General features: G+C 67.3%; 14 protein-coding genes. 7 read left to right on the top strand and 7 right to left on the bottom strand.

Going from position 1 to position 14947, the window contains the following annotated elements:
• Positions 1–175: 175 nt before the first annotated feature.
• The 3 genes from BMZ21_RS14935 (at position 176) to BMZ21_RS14925 (ending at position 4430) form a co-directional block, all read left to right on the top strand.
• Positions 176–1654 carry a cobyric acid synthase gene (locus BMZ21_RS14935; RefSeq protein ID WP_091835723.1) on the top strand — a complete coding sequence of 493 codons (1479 nt, stop codon included), beginning with the start codon at positions 176–178 and terminating at the stop codon, positions 1652–1654.
• Between the two features lie 154 nt (positions 1655–1808).
• Entirely contained in the window at positions 1809–2405 is a 597-nt protein-coding gene (locus tag BMZ21_RS14930; RefSeq protein ID WP_091835720.1) for a TetR/AcrR family transcriptional regulator, read from the top strand.
• Positions 2406–2462: 57 nt separating this feature from the next.
• Positions 2463–4430, top strand: a complete 1968-nt coding sequence (locus tag BMZ21_RS14925; RefSeq protein ID WP_091835717.1) for an SDR family NAD(P)-dependent oxidoreductase — start codon at positions 2463–2465, stop codon at positions 4428–4430.
• Here the strand turns inward: BMZ21_RS14925 and BMZ21_RS14920 are convergent.
• Both BMZ21_RS14920 and BMZ21_RS14915 read right to left on the bottom strand, forming a co-directional pair.
• Positions 4351–5280: an NAD-dependent epimerase/dehydratase family protein gene (locus BMZ21_RS14920; protein ID WP_091835714.1), complete on the bottom strand. Its 930-nt coding sequence runs from the start codon at positions 5278–5280 to the stop codon at positions 4351–4353. The two genes, BMZ21_RS14925 and BMZ21_RS14920, sit on opposite strands and share 80 nt — an antisense overlap.
• A complete protein-coding gene (locus BMZ21_RS14915) occupies positions 5277–6296 on the bottom strand; it encodes an MraY family glycosyltransferase (protein WP_091836090.1) in 1020 nt (339 codons plus the stop codon). Before BMZ21_RS14915 ends, BMZ21_RS14920 begins: the two co-directional genes overlap by 4 nt.
• 80 nt (positions 6297–6376) lie before the next feature.
• Here BMZ21_RS14915 and BMZ21_RS14910 point away from each other — a divergent pair, with 80 nt between their 5' ends.
• Positions 6377–6841, top strand: coding sequence for an MmcB family DNA repair protein (locus tag BMZ21_RS14910; protein WP_091835711.1), 465 nt, complete (start codon positions 6377–6379; stop codon positions 6839–6841).
• Between the two features lie 120 nt (positions 6842–6961).
• On the top strand, positions 6962–7399 hold the full coding sequence (locus BMZ21_RS14905) for a hypothetical protein (RefSeq protein ID WP_143079713.1): 438 nt from the start codon (positions 6962–6964) through the stop codon (positions 7397–7399).
• A gap of 5 nt (positions 7400–7404) precedes the next feature.
• Here BMZ21_RS14905 and BMZ21_RS14900 read toward each other — a convergent pair whose 3' ends face one another.
• The 3 genes from BMZ21_RS14900 to BMZ21_RS14890 all read right to left on the bottom strand — a co-directional run bounded on the left by BMZ21_RS14900 (position 7405) and on the right by BMZ21_RS14890 (position 9874).
• The gene (locus BMZ21_RS14900; RefSeq protein ID WP_091835705.1) at positions 7405–7854 is read right to left on the bottom strand and encodes a group III truncated hemoglobin; all 450 of its coding nucleotides are present in this window, start codon (positions 7852–7854) and stop codon (positions 7405–7407) included.
• 15 nt (positions 7855–7869) lie between these two features.
• Positions 7870–8439 carry an ActR/PrrA/RegA family redox response regulator transcription factor gene (locus tag BMZ21_RS14895; protein WP_143079712.1) on the bottom strand — a complete coding sequence of 190 codons (570 nt, stop codon included), beginning with the start codon at positions 8437–8439 and terminating at the stop codon, positions 7870–7872.
• 85 nt (positions 8440–8524) lie between these two features.
• On the bottom strand, positions 8525–9874 hold the full coding sequence (locus tag BMZ21_RS14890; RefSeq protein ID WP_091836087.1) for an ActS/PrrB/RegB family redox-sensitive histidine kinase: 1350 nt from the start codon (positions 9872–9874) through the stop codon (positions 8525–8527).
• A gap of 184 nt (positions 9875–10058) precedes the next feature.
• On the opposite strand from BMZ21_RS14890, the gene BMZ21_RS14885 reads away from it, so the two are divergent.
• Together BMZ21_RS14885 and BMZ21_RS14880 are read left to right on the top strand one after the other, a co-directional pair.
• On the top strand, positions 10059–11360 hold the full coding sequence (locus tag BMZ21_RS14885) for a polyhydroxyalkanoate depolymerase (protein ID WP_091835698.1): 1302 nt from the start codon (positions 10059–10061) through the stop codon (positions 11358–11360).
• A 52-nt stretch (positions 11361–11412) separates the two neighbouring features.
• A complete protein-coding gene (locus BMZ21_RS14880) occupies positions 11413–12153 on the top strand; it encodes a M48 family metallopeptidase (RefSeq protein WP_091835695.1) in 741 nt (246 codons plus the stop codon).
• A 55-nt stretch (positions 12154–12208) separates the two neighbouring features.
• Here the strand turns inward: BMZ21_RS14880 and BMZ21_RS14875 are convergent, their stop codons facing one another.
• Both BMZ21_RS14875 and BMZ21_RS14870 read right to left on the bottom strand, forming a co-directional pair.
• The gene (locus BMZ21_RS14875) at positions 12209–13219 is read right to left on the bottom strand and encodes an Lnb N-terminal periplasmic domain-containing protein (RefSeq protein ID WP_091835692.1); all 1011 of its coding nucleotides are present in this window, start codon (positions 13217–13219) and stop codon (positions 12209–12211) included.
• Positions 13220–13256: 37 nt separating this feature from the next.
• Positions 13257–14867, bottom strand: a complete 1611-nt coding sequence (locus tag BMZ21_RS14870) for a phosphoenolpyruvate carboxykinase (RefSeq protein ID WP_244543850.1) — start codon at positions 14865–14867, stop codon at positions 13257–13259.
• Between the last annotated feature and the right edge of the window lie 80 nt (positions 14868–14947).

Here is a 14947-nt window from a genome sequence, read left to right as displayed (position 1 = left end):
AAGCGGCAGATTATGCGAAGTGATGAATATTGACATTCGTCAGTAGTCAGTGTCTTCTACCCCTCAGCCGGTTCACGACAGCACTTCCGCGGTTTCTTCGCCCCTTTGGAGCCGTGGGACGCTGGCGTGGATCGGTGAGCTTTTTCTGGGGCTGGAAGCGGGCTAGGCAGGCTCCATGCATCCCTTCCACCGAATCCCTGCCCTGATGGTGCTCGGCACCGGCTCCAATGTCGGCAAGTCGCTGCTCGTCGCCGGCCTCTGCCGCCTCTTCGCCGATCGCGGGCTGAAAGTGCGCCCGTTCAAGCCGCAGAACATGTCGAACAACGCCGCCGCGACCGCACAGGGCGAGATCGGCCGGGCCCAGGCGCTGCAGGCGCGTGCGGCCCGGATCGCCGCCCATGTCGACATGAACCCGGTGCTGCTCAAGCCGGAGAGCGAGCGCGGCAGCCAGATCATCCTGCAGGGCCGCGTCGCCGGCCATCTCTCCTCCGGGGATTTCAGCCGCCGCGGCGATTTCCTGCCGAAGGTGCTGGAGAGCTTCGAGCGACTGAGCGATGGCGCCGACCTGATCCTGGTCGAGGGCGCGGGTTCGCCGGCCGAGACCAATCTGCGTGCCCGCGACATCGCCAATCTCGGCTTTGCGCGCGCTGCCGGCGTTCCGGCGATCCTCGTCGGCGATATCGATCGCGGCGGGGTCATCGCCAGTCTCGTCGGCAGCCATGCCGTGCTCGATGCCGAGGATCGGGCGATGATCCGCGGCTTCGCCATCAACCGCTTCCGCGGCGATGTCGGCCTGTTCACCCCGGCGCTCGACACGATCACCCGGGCGACCGGCTGGCCGAGCCTCGGCGTCGTGCCCTGGTTCGCCGATGCTGCGCGCCTGCCGGCCGAGGACGGGCTCGACCTGATCCGCGGCGCCCCGGCTCGCGATGGCGGGCTGAAGATCGCCGTGCCGGTCCTGCCCGGCATCGCCAATTTCGACGATCTCGATCCGCTCAAGCTCGAGCCCGGCGTCGAGCTTGTCTTCGTTGGCCCCGGCACGCCATTGCCGGGTGACGCCGCCCTGGTGATCCTGCCGGGCTCGAAGACGACGCTGCGCGATCTCGCCAGGCTGCGGGAGGAAGGCTGGGACATCGACATCCTCGCCCATCGCCGCCGCGGCGGCCATGTCCTCGGTCTCTGCGGCGGCTACCAGATGCTCGGCAGGAGCGTGCGCGACCCGCTCGGGCTCGAAGGCCCGGCCGGCGCCGCCCCTGGGCTCGGCCTGCTCGACATCGAGACCGAGCTCACGCCGGACAAGACGGTGCGCGAGGTCGCGGTCGCCCATCCGGAGAGCGGCACGGCGGGCCGCGCCTACGAGATCCATCTCGGCGTCAGCGACGGGCCGGACCGCGTGCGGGCGCCGTTCCGCGTCGACGGTCGGCCGGAAGGGGCTCGCAGCGCCGACGGAAAGGTGGTCGGGACCTATCTCCATGGCGTCCTGACCTGCGACCCGCTGCGCCGCGCCTGGCTCGAAAACCTGGCGGGAAAGCCGCTGGCGGAGGGAGAAGCCTATGAACCGGCCGTGGAGGCGGCGCTCGACCGCCTGGCCGGGCATCTGGAGCGCCATCTCGACATCGACGCCATCCTCGCACTGGCGCGATCGCGCTCCTGACATCGAACGGGTGTTCCGCGAAAAACTGTCAGGAGGACACAAATAAAGCTTTGCCGTTCAATTTGTTGACGACTGACGAAATTCGTCATAGGCAACGATGGCGTCCGCAGACGGCCTATGGGAACAAGTCATCAGACCGGGAAGTTGCTGTGGCATGAGCACAGTAGAGCGCGATACGAGGCACGACATCATCGATGTCGCCGAGCGGTTCTTCCGCCAGATCGGCTATCAGAAGACCACTGTCGCCGATATCGCCAAGTCGCTGCGCATGAGCCCGGCGAATGTCTATCGTTTCTTCGACTCGAAGAAGGCGATCAACGAGGCCGTCGCCGAGCGCTCGATGAGCGAGCTCGAGGCGACCGTAGCCGCGATCGCCGCCGAGAAGCGTCCTGCGAGCGAGCGCCTGCGCGACATCCTCTCTGCGACCTGCCGCATCAATGCGGCCCGCTATCTCGACAATCACCGCCTGCATGAAATGGTCGCCTGCGCGATGGAGGAGAGCTGGGACGTCGTCCGCGGCCATATCGAGCGCTATGACGCGATCCTGCGCTCGGTCGTCGCCGACGGCATCGCCAGGGGCGAGTTCACCGCCCGCGATCCGGTCACCGCGACCCATTGCGTACGCATGGCGATGCTGCGCTTCTGTCATCCGCTCCTGCTCGCCCAATGTGCCGAGCTTCCCGGCCCGACCGTCGAGGAGATGATCGATTTCATCCTCGCCGGGCTGGGCGCTGTCCGCTCCGCTGCCTGACCGGCAGCTCCGACCTGCGTTGACAAGGCGCTGGCGGAGCGGGATACCCCGCCGCGCATGCTGAATCTCACCAAACAGAGCGCCAAGAAGCTCGCCGTGGTCGCCCACGACCTGGCGATGACCGCGCTCGCGATCGTCTTCGTCTTCGCCGTGCGTTTCGATGGCTGGCTTTTCGAGGAGCGGATGCGGCAATTGCCGAAGATCCTGCCCTTCTTCGTCGCCTATGCCGGCGCTGTGTACTGGTTCTTCCAGCTCTATCGCTCGAAATGGCGTTTCGCCTCGCTGCCGGATCTCTCGAACATCGTCCGGGCGGTCACGGTCCTGACCCTGACCTTGCTGGTCGTCGACTACGTGCTCGTCGCGCAGAACCTCTACGGCTATTATTTCTTCGGCAAGATCACCATCGTCCTCTATTGGCTGGTGCAGATCGCGCTCCTCGGGGGGCCGCGCCTAGCCTATCGCTACTTCAAATACTCCCGCTCCAAGCACCAGGCCGCGCGCGGGTCCAGCCTGCCGGCCCTGCTGCTCGGCCGCGCCGTCGACATCGAAATCGTGATCCGGGCGATGGAATCGGGCGCGATGGGCAAGATGCGGCCGGCCGGCGTCCTCTCGCCGAGGCCCGATGATCTCGGGCAGTCCATCCGTGGCGTGCCAGTGCTCGGCCTGCTCTCGCAGATAGAGACGATCGCGACCGACGCCAGCGAGCGCGGCGAGCCGTTCCGCCGCATCGTCGCGACGCCGAGCGCGCTCGCGCCCGAGGCCGAGCCGGACAAATGGCTCGCCCACACCCGCAAGCTCGCCATCCCGATCTCGCGGCTCGATACGCTCGGCGAGGGCATGCGCGGCAATGAGCTGGCGCCGCTCGAGATCGAGGATCTCCTGGTGCGCCCCTCCGTCAAGATCGATCGGGCGCGACTCGAAGGCTTTCTCAAGGGCAAGCGCGTCATCGTCACTGGCGGCGGCGGCTCGATCGGCTCGGAGATCTGCCTGCGCTGCGCTGCCTTCGGCGCGGTGGAACTGCTCGTCGTCGAGAATTCCGAGCCGGCGCTGTTCCACGTCACCGAGGCGCTGGCCGCCCAGGATCTCCCGATGCGGGTCACCGGTGCGCTCGCCGATGTCCGCGACGAGGCGCGCCTCGGCCCGTTGTTCAAGGCCTTCGCGCCCGACATCGTCATCCATGCCGCCGCGCTGAAGCATGTGCCCTATCTCGAGGCCGACTGGGGCGAGGGCATCAAGACCAACATCTTCGGCTCGGTCGTCGCCATCGAGGCGGCGATCGCTGCCGGCGCCGGCATCTTCGTGATGATCTCGACCGACAAGGCGATCGAGCCGGTCTCGATGCTCGGCGCGACCAAGCGCTTCGCCGAGATGTATGCCCAGGCGCGCGATGCCGAGTTCGCCAATGGCAATCGCGGCACGCGCCTCGTTGCGGTCCGCTTCGGCAACGTGCTCGGCTCGGTCGGCTCGGTGGTGCCGAAGTTCAAGGCGCAGATCGAGCGCGGCGGGCCGGTCACCGTGACCAGCCCGGAGATGATCCGCTACTTCATGACGATCCGCGAGGCCTGCGACCTCGTGCTGACCTCGGCCTCGCATGCGCCCGAGCACGAGGCGCAGGACGAGCGCGCCGCCGTCTATGTGCTGAAGATGGGCCAGCCGCTCAAGATCATGGATCTTGCCGAGCGCATGATCCGCCTCGCCGGCTATGAGCCGGGCGTCGACATCGAGATCGCCGTGACCGGCGTCCGGCCGGGTGAGCGCCTGAACGAGATCCTCTTCGCCAAGGACGAGCCGATGGCCGAGACCGGGCTCGACGGCGTCATGGCGGCAAAGCCGATCTTCGCCGGGCGCGAACGCATGCAGGGTTGGCTCGACGAGCTCGAGCGGGCGCTGGCGGCGCAGGACAGGCTCGGCGCCGAGGCGGTGCTCGAAGCTGCGATCCCCGATTTTAGCCGGCGTCGGCCCGGCTTGCCGCAAGTTGCGCCAGCGCAGCCTTCGTCTCCGCGGGCGGCCGCCAGCCAGCCTTGATCAGCGCAGCCGGCGAGGCGACGAGCCCGTTCGCCAATCGCTCATAGGCACCGCTGTGCCCGGCGAGCCGCGCCGCCAGCGCCAGCAGCGCCGACGGGACCGGGATCAGCCCAGGCCCTCGTCCAAGGCCGGCCCGCATCGCGGCGAGCATCTGCGCGACCGACAGGGGTTCCGGATCAGAAACGATGTAGCTGCGCCGCGCCGGGCAGGCCTGCGTCAGGGCGAAGGCGATCGCCGCGGAGAGATTCTCGATCGCGAGCAGCGAGCGCCTGGCCGAGAGCGCGCCGAGCGGCAGCGGCACGGGCAGCTTCGCCAGCTTGAGGAGCGCCGCCATGTTGGCCTTCACCCCCGCGCCATAGACCAGCACCGGCCGCAGTGCGACCCAGTCGAGATCGAGCCCGGCGAGGCCCTGTTCTGCCGCGAGCTTGGAGCGGCCATAGGCATCGCTCGGCGCAGGCGTATCGATCTCGCTCAGCGGCTGCTCGCTGATCGGCCCGCTCTGCGCCCGGATCGAGGACAGGAAGATAAAGCGGCGCACGCCTGCCGCCTGCGCTGCCCGCGCCAGTGCCAGCGTCGCCTCGGTGTTCACAGCCCGGTAGCGCTCCTCCGGAATGTCGCCGTCGGCATGGGCGAGGCCAGCGCTATGGACCACGTGGTCGACGCCGTCGAGCAGCGGCTGCCAGTCGACCGGCGCGCCGAGATCGCCAATCGCGACATGCTCGACATCGGGGCTGGCAGGGGTTGCGCTCCGCCCTGCCGTCCGCACGCGATAGCCGCGCGCCGCGAGGTCATCAAGCACATGCCGGCCGACGAAGCCGCTCGCGCCGGTGAGCAGGATGCGTTCGCTCATGGCCGCGCCCGCTTGCGCGAGAAGCGGCGCAGCAAGCCGATCGTGAGCGCCAGCGCGATCGACAGGCTGCCGAGCTGTGCCCAGAGTGCGGGCACGGCGATGCTGAGCGCCGCGAGGGCGATGAGGCCAAGATTGAGCAGGCCGATCTGCGCGACGATCTCGATCACCTTGAAACCGTTATCGGTCGCCTGCTGGTAGAAGTGCGAACGGTGCGCTTGCCAGACCTTTTCGCCTCGCGCCAAGCGGCGCAGCAGCGTGATCGTCGAATCCATCACGTGATAAAGCGGCAAGATCAGCGCCGCGGTCAGCGCGCCGGTGCCGGCGAGGCGGTAGAGCAGATACGCTCCGAGCAGGCCAAGCGGCAAAGCCCCGACATCGCCGAGGAAGATGCGCGCGACCGGCTTGTTGAGCGGCGCAAAGCCCAGCAGCCCGCCCAGTAACGCCGCGGCAAGCAGGCCGGTGGCGGGATCGACGATGCCGTAGCCGCCGGCGAGCGCGATCGCAGCGGCGAGCGGCACCAGCCCGGCGAGGGTGATCCAGTCGATCCCGTCCATGAAGTTGACGAGGTTGACGAACCAGGCGCCGGCGATTAGGGCAAGGCCGCGCTCGGCCCAGAGCGGCAGCGCTTCCGGCAGCAGCCGCACGTCGGGTGCGGCGTAGAACACGACGATGCCGACGCAGAGGAATTGCAGCGGCAGGCGCAGCGCCGGCGAGAGTGGCCTGATGTCGTCCCAGGCGCCGACGACGGCCAGCAAAGCGGAGGCGACCATGACCAGGACGAGCCCGTGCCGGGCCCCCGCATCCATCGGAATGAAGGCCAGTGCGAGCCCGAGCGCCAGGAAGGCACCGGCGAGCACGGCGATGCCGCCGCCCTGTGGTGTCGGCGTGCGGTGGCTGGAGCGGGCATTCGGCCGCGCCAGCGCATAGCGCATCATCAAGGGTCGCAGGGCCAAGCACAGCCCATAGGCCAGGCCGGCGGCAAGCGCGATCAGCAGGAGGGGCGCGAAACGTTCCAAGGCGGGCGGACCATAGCCATGCCGGCGGTCATCGCAAGCAGCTCTTGCATCGGCGAGCACAAAAGCAGAACATAGCGAGCATGGCACTCTCCGATTCCGCCCTCAATCCGCCGCCTGCGCGGCCGGAGATCACCCGTGCCGTCTGCCGCGGCGCCTCGCGCCATCTGCGCGAGCGCGGCTATGCCATCGTCAAGGAGATGACCTTTGCCAATGGCCGGCGCGGCGACATCGTCGCGCTCTCGCCATCCGGCGAACTGCTGGTGGTCGAGGTCAAATCGGGGATCGAGGACTATCGCGTCGACGGCAAATGGCCGGACTATCGCGATTATTGCGACGGCTTCCTCTTTGCGGTCGCGCCTGAATTCCCGCTGGAGATCCTGCCCGAGGATGTCGGCCTGATCGTCGCCGATGCCTTCGGCGGCGAGCTGTTGCGCGAGCCGCCGCGCCATCAGCTGGCGCCGGCGCGCCGGAAGATGCTGACCATCGCCTTTGCCAGGCTGGCGGCTGGGCGGCTCTCCGGCATCGAGGATCCGGAGCTGGGTTGAGAGCAGCGTCTTTCCGCGTGACCGGGTTACCGCATCGGGGCACGTGACCTTGGGTAAGATCTGAGCTAGCAGGTTCGGGCTCGCCGGCCGTTTGCAGGTATCGAAATGATGTACAGGCTCATGGTTTCGGCCGCTGCCCTCAGCTTTCTTGCTGTCGGGACGGCCTCTGCGGAGACGCCCGAAACGATTGTGCGCGGCATATATGCCGGCGGCCTGACGCAGAGCTCGATCGGGCGGCTGCGCGCGCCCGAGAATCGCGCCCGCTATTTCCAGCCCGGTCTCGTCAGGTTGTTCGCCGCCGATGACAAGACCGAGAACCTCTGCATCGATTTTGCCATTACGAGCAGCGGAAACGATTACGACGACAGGGAAATCGCGCGCACGCTACGGATCGAGACCAAGGCTGGCGACAACCGCGCTGCAGTGGACGTCCGTTTCCGGAACTTCGGCGAGCCCAACCATATCCGCTATGACTTCGTGCGTGTCGGCGAACTCTGGAAGATCGGCGACATCGCCTCGCTGAGTCATCGCTGGCGCTTGTCGAAACTCCGGTGTTGAGTAGCTCAGCCGGAGGTGCTGCGCTCCGGCAGGGCCAGCGCCTTCGGGCCGATGTTCAGGCTGATCTGCAGGCTGTCGGCGATGCGCCGGGCGCGGTCGATGAACAGAAACTTGGCCGGGCCGGTGCAGAGCTCGGTGACCGTCTGCTCGAACAGCGCGAGCCAGCGCTCGAAATGCTGCATCTGGAGCGGCAGCGGCATGTGGACCTGCTGTGGCTTGCCGCGATAGCGCCCGCTCATCAGCGTTACCGACGACCAGAAATCGCGCAGCTTGGCGAGGTGGGCGTCCCAGTCGTCGCCGAGCTTGTCGAGGAAGATCGGGCCAATCAGCGGGTCTAGCCGTACCCGGCCATAGAAGGTGTCGACCAGCTCAGCGATCAGCTCTTCGCTGATGCGCTCGGGGAGTGCCGCAGAGCTTTGCTCAGAAAAGTGCTCGCCGGCTTTCTGAGAAGGCAATGCCCAAACCTTAGTTCATCGCGGCGCGCGCTTGGCCAGGATGCGCTGCAGGGTGCGCCGGTGCATGCCGAGCCGGCGCGCCGTTTCCGAGACATTGCGGCTGCATAGCTCGTAGACGCGCTGGATGTGCTCCCAGCGCACACGGTCGGCCGACATCGGGTTTTCCGGTGGCACCGGCCGGGCGTTCGGCCCGGCGGCCAGCGCCGAATGGATCTCGTCGGCATCCGCGGGCTTCGCGAGGAAGTCATAAGCGCCGAGCTTCACCGCGCTGACCGCGGTCGCGATGTTGCCATAGCCGGTCAGCACGACCCCGCGCGCATCCGGGCGCTTCTCCTTGAGCCGGGCGATCACGTCGAGGCCGTTGCCGTCGCCGAGGCGCAGGTCGATCACCGCATAGGCCGGCGCCGCCTCCTCGACCGCGGCAAGCCCGGCCTGGACGGATTCTGCGATCCTCACCGAATAGCCGCGGCCTTCCATTGCGCGGGCGAGGCGGGTCAGGAACGGCTTGTCGTCGTCGACGAGCAGAAGAGACATGTCCCTGCCGGTCGTATCGGTGAGCTCGCCTGTCATCGGCGCCGTGTCCATCGCCATCATCTCCTGCCGGGCGGGTAACTGTCCGGCTCACTATCCACTCTACCGATTGCGCGACGCGCTGAAACGCCGCAACGCCTCATTCTGTCGCATATGGGGCCAAAAGCTCCGGGTTTGAAGGTCCGCTGGGTCGATCATCGCGTTCGAAGACGGCCCGCAACCAGGTAATGCGGATGCTGGCGCCGGTTGCCGGCAACGGCAGATTGGAGAATTCCAGCGTCGCGCCGCTGCGTTCCAGCAGCGTCTTGGCAATGAACAGGCCGAGGCCGAGGCCGCCGCCGGCGCGCGATTCCTTGGCATGCGAGCGCGAAAGATAGGGATCGCCCGCCCGCAGCAGCACTTCCGGCGTGAAGCCCGGCCCGTCATCGGCGATGGTCAGGATGACGGCTTCGTCGGTCCACTGCGCCGTGATCGTCACTTTGGAACGAGCGAAGTCGACGGCGTTGTCGACGATATTGCCGAGCCCGTAGTTCATGCCGGGATTGCGCCGGCAGACCGGCTCCGGCTTCTCGCCGATCAGCGCGATCTCGAACGGCACGCCGAAGGGCCGCTGCGGCCCGGCGGCCTCCTCGATCAAGAGGCTGAGCGAAAGCTGGTCGAGCGGGCCGGCATCGTCGTCCTGCAGCGAGGCGAGCTTGCCGAGGATGCCGCGGCAGCGCTCGACCTGCTCGCGCAGCAGGGTGATGTCCTCCGCCATCTCGCCTTCGGCCGGGGCGAGCCGCGAGAGCTCGCGGGCGACCAGCGCGATCGTGGCGAGCGGCGTGCCGAGCTCATGGGCAGCGGCGGCGGCGAGGCCGTCGAGCTGCGAGAGGTGCTGCTCGCGCGCCAGCACGAGCTCGGTCGCGGCCAGCGCCTCCGACAGATCGCGCGCCTCCTTGGCGACGCGCCAGGCATAGATGGCGGTGAAGCCGAGCCCGAGCAAAAGCGCGATCCAGTTGCCGAGCTGGTATTGCGGCGGCAGCACCGGGCGCTCGCTCCCGGCCCAGGGCAGCGGCCAGTGCAGGATGGTGAGCAGTGTCGCGAGCCCCGCGGCGAGCAGTCCGAGCGCCAGCGTGTGTCGCGGCGGCAGCGCCGTCGCCGAGATCATCACCGGCGCTAGGAACAGGATCGCGAACGGGTTCTGCAGGCCGCCGGTGAGATAGAGCAGGGCCGCAAGCTGCAGGATGTCGAAGCCGAGCAGTGCCGTCGCCGCGCCTTCCCGCAGGCGGTGGCTGAGCGGGAAGCGGATGCGCAGGGCGATGTTGAGCCAGGCCGAGACGGCAATGGCGAGGAAGCACCAGCCGAACGGCAGCGAGAAGCCGAGCCCGAAATGCACGCCGGCGACGGCGACGCTCTGGCCGGCGATCGCCAGCCAGCGCAGGCGCACCAGCGTGTCGAGCCGCAGATGCCGGGGTGTGCCGCCAGGAGCGGAAGGAACGAGGTCGGCGATCGTCACGGCGCGCAAGTTTCGCAATGCCGCAAGCGGACAGGAAGGTGGACGTTGTGGCTAATCGGCATCACAAGGAAATCTTAGCCCTTTGGACGATTGAATCAGAACAAATTCTACTTAGGCTGCGTTCCCTTGCTGCACTGCATCGTGGGATGCGGCGCTGCGAAAGAGCGAAAGGGCCGCCATGTCGTTCGCCTATCACGCCTATGAGGCGGTTCATATGATGGTCAGCCCGGCGCGGGCCATGTCCGACGCCATGCAGCTCGCTTTCAAGAACCCGGCGAACCCGCTGACCTATACCCCGTTCGGCCGCACGATCGCCGCCTCCTGCGAATTGTTCGAGCGCACCACGCGCCGCTACGGCAAGCCGGCCTTCGGCCTCGACACCACCACGATGGGCGGCGTCAAGGTCGCGGTCGAGGAGCGCGTCGTCTGGCAGCGTCCCTTCTGCAACCTGGTCTATTTCGACCGCAAGATCGAAGGTCGCCGCAAGCCGCAGCCCAAGGTGCTGCTGGTCGCGCCGATGTCGGGCCATTACGCCACGCTGCTGCGCGGCACCGTCGAGGCCTTCCTGCCCGATCACGAGGTCTACATCACCGACTGGGTCGATGCCCGCCTGGTGCCGCTCTCGGCCGGCCGCTTCGATCTCGACGACTATGTCGATTACGTCATCGCCATGCTGCACAAGCTCGGCCCCGACACCCATGTCATGGCCGTCTGCCAGCCTTCCGTGCCGGTGCTCGCCGCGATCGCCCGCATGGAGGCCGAGACCGATCCCTCGTCGCCGCGCTCGATGACGCTGATGGGCGGGCCGATCGACACGCGCTGCTCGCCGACCGCGGTCAACCAGCTCGCCATGGAGCGCGGCACCGACTGGTTCCGCCGCAACTGCATCACCCGCGTGCCGTTCCCGCATCTCGGCGCTTTCCGCGAGGTCTATCCCGGCTTCATGCAGCTCTCCGGTTTCATGGCGATGAATTTCGACCGCCATCTCACCGCGCATTACGACATGTACAAGCATCTCATCGCCGGGGACGGCGACTCGGCCGAGAAGCATCGCGACTTCTACGACGAGTACATGGCGGTGATGGACCTGACCGCCGAGTTCTACCTGCAGACGGTCGACACCGTCTTCGTCAAGCACGCTCTGCCCAAGGGCGAGATGATGCATCGCGGCAAGCTGGTCGACCTAACGGCGATCCGCAGCGTCGCGCTGATGACGGTCGAAGGCGAGAACGACGACATCTCCGGCGTCGGCCAGACCAGGGCGACGCATGATCTGTGCGTCAACATCCCCGACGACATGCGGGTCGAGTACCTGCAGAAGGGCGTCGGCCATTACGGCGTCTTCAACGGCTCGCGCTTCCGCTCCGAGATCGCGCCGCGCATTGCCGACTTCATGCTGACCCTCGACATGAAGGCAGCCAAGGAGCGCCGCAACGAGACCGCGCAGACGGCGCGCAAGGCGCTGAAGGTCGCGGGCTGAGTTAAGCTCCGCCCCCTTCCGCTTCCGCTGCGAATCCCGCACAATCGCCGGGATGCGGTTCTCCCTGTTCAGGCGCCAGCCCGATCCCGACCGGATCGAGGTCGCCCATGCCGGCACGCTCTACCCGGTCAGCGTCAAGCGGCGCGCGACCGCGCGCCGCTTGACGCTGCGCGTCTCGCAGGCGACGGGCGAGATCACCCTGACCCTGCCCGAGCGCGTCGACTTCGCGACCGGCCGCGTCTTCGCCGAGAAGCATGGCGGCTGGATCGCAGCGCGCCTCGCCAAGCGTCCGCAGGGCGTCGCCTTCGAGCCGGGTGCGGTCGTGCCGCTGCGCGGCGTCCCGCACCGCATCGTGCACTGGACCAGGGTACGCGGTGTGACCCGTGCCACGCTCTCGGCCGAGGGCGAGCCGATCATCGCGGTCTGCGGCGAGGCGGCCCATGTCGCGCGCCGGGTCACGGATTTCCTGCGCCGCGAGGCGCTGGCCGATCTCGAGAAGGCGGTGTGCACGCATACCGCCGTGCTCGGCATCCCCGCGCGCAAGATCACGCTGCGCGATACCACCAGCCGCTGGGGCTCATGTTCCTCGAAGGGGCATCTCAGCTTCTCCTGGCGCCTGATCCTCGCGCCGGCCCTGGTGCTCGACTATCTCGCTGCCCATGAGGTCGCGCATCTCAAGGAGATGAACCATTCGCACCGCTTCTGGGCGCTGACGCACAAGCTCTGCCCGCGCACCGAGGAGGCGGAGGCCTGGCTCAAGCGCCATGGCGCGAGCCTGCACGGCTATGGTTGAGCCTTGAGCATTTTCAAGCGAAGTGGACACCGGTTCGCGTGAAGAAAATGCGATATCAAAAATTACCGGTTGGCACGCCCTCGCGGATGACCCGCGAGAATTCCGGACTGTCGGGCTTCAGGCTGCGCGCCTTCTCGCCGATATGGCTCAGCTTCACCAGCTCGTCGAGCGGCATGTCCTGGCGGACCGCGCCGATGTCGCGGAGATAGCCTGGCAGGTAGCCCGAGAGCAGGACGCGCGGATCGAGCGGCAGCGAGAACCTCCAGCCGGGCGCGACCTGGCCGACGAGATGGTAGACCACGGTGGTGCAGTTCGTGGTCAGCGTGTTGTACCAGCGCGGCTCCTGCGCCAGGCGGTTGACGTCCGCGGCATAGGCCAGGAGCAGGTCGCGCGCCTGCTGCGGTTTGGCGCTCAGCCGGAACAGCCGGGTGTCCTCGCCGCGCGCCTGGGTTCTCAGGCCGATCAGGTCGCGCTCGTCGGCGGCGACATAGGCCATCTCGTAATTGCGGAAGAAGCCGGCCAGCGCCGACCATTCCTCACCCTCCTCGCGCCGGATCTCGATCGAGATCGTCAGCGGCTCGTTGTCCGCGAAGGTGAAGCTGATCAGAAGATGCGCGATTGCCTCGCCCGACCAGTAGGACAGGAAGAGATCGGCGCCCTGGATGCGCGAGAGGTCATAGCTGCGGGTTTCCCAGCGCTGGTCGTAGTCGCTCTCCGTCCGCCAGGTGAAATGGCGCAGATTGGTCACCGTCAGGCGGTTTTCGGCAACGCTCATCTGCGGCAGATGTGCGAGCTCGGGGATCCAGTTCCGCTCATGCGAAGGCTTGAGCCCGGCCCACCAGCCGAGCAGGCCGATGAAGAGCACGGCGAAGGCCAGCGGCAGGCGCGGCGCGCCGCTCCAGATGCCGATCGTGCCGGCGAGACCGGCGAGGCCGAAGCCGATCGCGCCGACGATGCCGATCGCACCGGGCAGGCGGAAGATCAGAAGCCCCGCGCCCCAGGCGGTGGCACCGAGGGCGGCGAGCGTCAGCAGCAGCTGCAGCAGAACGAAAAAGAGGCGGCTCATCGCCGCCTCCCTTAGCACGCTTTTGCGCCGATTGTGTTCAAGCCGCCAGAGAGCTCGTCGGTGCCGCGGCCTTCACGGCGTCGTCGACATGGGCCTCGAACTTCTCGAAATTCTCCGCGAACATGCCGACCAGCTTCTTGGCCGTCTCGGCGAAGGCGGCCTTATCCTGCCAGGTCTTGACCGGGTAGAGGATGTGCGGCTCGACGCCGGGCACCGATGTGGGAACGGCGAAACCGAAATAAGGGTCCCGGCGGAAGTCGGCGCGGTTGAGCGAGCCGTCGAGCGCCGCCGTCAGCAGGCGACGCGTCACGCGGATCGGCATCCGCCGGCCGGTGCCGTAGCCGCCGCCGGTCCAGCCGGTGTTCACCAGCCAGCAGTCGACATGGTGCTTGGCGATGAAGTCGCGCAGCAGATTGGCGTATTCCGACGGGTGGCGCGGCAGGAAGGGCGAGCCGAAGCAGGTCGAGAACTCGGGCTGGACGCCGACCAGCCCGCGCTCGGTGCCGGCGACCTTGGCGGTGTAGCCGGAGAGGAAGTGGTACATCGCCTCGGCGGGGGTCAGCTTGGCGATCGGCGGCATCACGCCGAAGGCGTCGGCGGTCAGCATCACGATGTTCTTCGGCGTGCCGGCCCGGCCGGTGCGCGAGGCGTTCGGGATGGCGTCGAGCGGATAGGCCGAGCGCGTATTTTCTGTCTTGGTCTCGTCGTCGAAATCGACTTCGCGCGAGATCGGATCCATGACGATATTCTCGAGCACCGTGCCGAAGCGCTGCGAGGCCGCGAAGATCTGCGGCTCGGCCTCGGCCGAGAGGCGGATGGTCTTGGCGTAGCAGCCACCCTCGAAATTGAAGATGCCCTCCTTCGACCAGCCATGCTCGTCATCACCGATCAGGGTGCGGTCGGGATCCGCCGAGAGGGTCGTCTTGCCGGTGCCGGAGAGGCCGAAGAAGACCGCCGGATCGTCCTTGGAGCCGACATTGGCCGAGCAGTGCATCGGCACCACGCCCTTCGCCGGCAGGGTGTAGTTCAGATAGGTGAAGACCGACTTCTTCATCTCGCCGGCATAGGCGGTGCCGCCGATCAGCACGATCTTGCGCGAGAAATCGATGGCGATGACAGTCTCGCTGCGGCAGCCATGGCGGGCCGGATCGGCCTTGAAGCTCGGCAGGTCGACGATCGTCAACTCGGGCACGTAGCTCGCGATATCGCCGGCCTCGGGCCGGATCAGCAGGTTGCGGATGAACAGCGAGTGCCAGGCCATCTCGGTGAAGACCCGAGCCTTGACGCGGTGGGCCGGATCGGCGCCGCCATAGAGGTCCTGCGCGAACAGCTCCTTGCCTTCGGCGTGCTTGATGAAGTCGCCGAGCAGGGTCTCGAACTGTTCAGAGGAGATCGCGCCGTTGTTCTCCCACCACACCGTCTTTTCGGTCAGTGCGTCCTTGACGACGAACTTGTCCTTGGGCGAGCGGCCGGTATGGCTGCCGGTGTCGGCGCAGAGCGCGCCGCCGCGGGCGAGCTGGGATTCGCCGCGCCGCAGCGATTCCTCATAGAGGCGCGCCGCCTCGAAGTTCCAGTAGACCGCCTTGAGCCCACGGAAGCCGAACGAGTCGGCGCCGTTGTTCGGGTTGACGTGACCGATGGTCTCCACTGGCAATTCCTCCTGCCGAGAAGCCGTCGCCTGGCGATGCCGGCGCCGTAATTGAAGCGGGAGCAAGAATCCCGCCATGA

It is taken from the genome of Allobosea lupini, from assembly GCF_900109525.1.
Classification (GTDB): Bacteria; Pseudomonadota; Alphaproteobacteria; order Rhizobiales; family Beijerinckiaceae; genus Allobosea; species Allobosea lupini.
The sequence above is the reverse complement of the archived record's forward strand: the minus strand, read 5'-3'. Positions and strand labels throughout refer to the sequence as shown.

Bases quoted from the DNA above. Each gene is read 5' to 3' on its own strand.
- BMZ21_RS14935 (WP_091835723.1), top strand. From the start codon at position 176: ATGCATCCCTTCCACCGAATCCCTGCCCTGATGGTGCTCGGCACCGGC.
- BMZ21_RS14930 (WP_091835720.1), top strand. From the start codon at position 1,809: ATGAGCACAGTAGAGCGCGATACGAGGCACGACATCATCGATGTCGCC.
- BMZ21_RS14925 (WP_091835717.1), top strand. From the start codon at position 2,463: ATGCTGAATCTCACCAAACAGAGCGCCAAGAAGCTCGCCGTGGTCGCC.
- BMZ21_RS14920 (WP_091835714.1), bottom strand. From the start codon at position 5,280: ATGAGCGAACGCATCCTGCTCACCGGCGCGAGCGGCTTCGTCGGCCGG.
- BMZ21_RS14910 (WP_091835711.1), top strand. From the start codon at position 6,377: ATGGCACTCTCCGATTCCGCCCTCAATCCGCCGCCTGCGCGGCCGGAG.
- BMZ21_RS14905 (WP_143079713.1), top strand. From the start codon at position 6,962: ATGGTTTCGGCCGCTGCCCTCAGCTTTCTTGCTGTCGGGACGGCCTCT.
- BMZ21_RS14895 (WP_143079712.1), bottom strand. From the start codon at position 8,439: ATGGACACGGCGCCGATGACAGGCGAGCTCACCGATACGACCGGCAGG.
- BMZ21_RS14885 (WP_091835698.1), top strand. From the start codon at position 10,059: ATGTCGTTCGCCTATCACGCCTATGAGGCGGTTCATATGATGGTCAGC.
- BMZ21_RS14880 (WP_091835695.1), top strand. From the start codon at position 11,413: ATGCGGTTCTCCCTGTTCAGGCGCCAGCCCGATCCCGACCGGATCGAG.
- BMZ21_RS14875 (WP_091835692.1), bottom strand. From the start codon at position 13,219: ATGAGCCGCCTCTTTTTCGTTCTGCTGCAGCTGCTGCTGACGCTCGCC.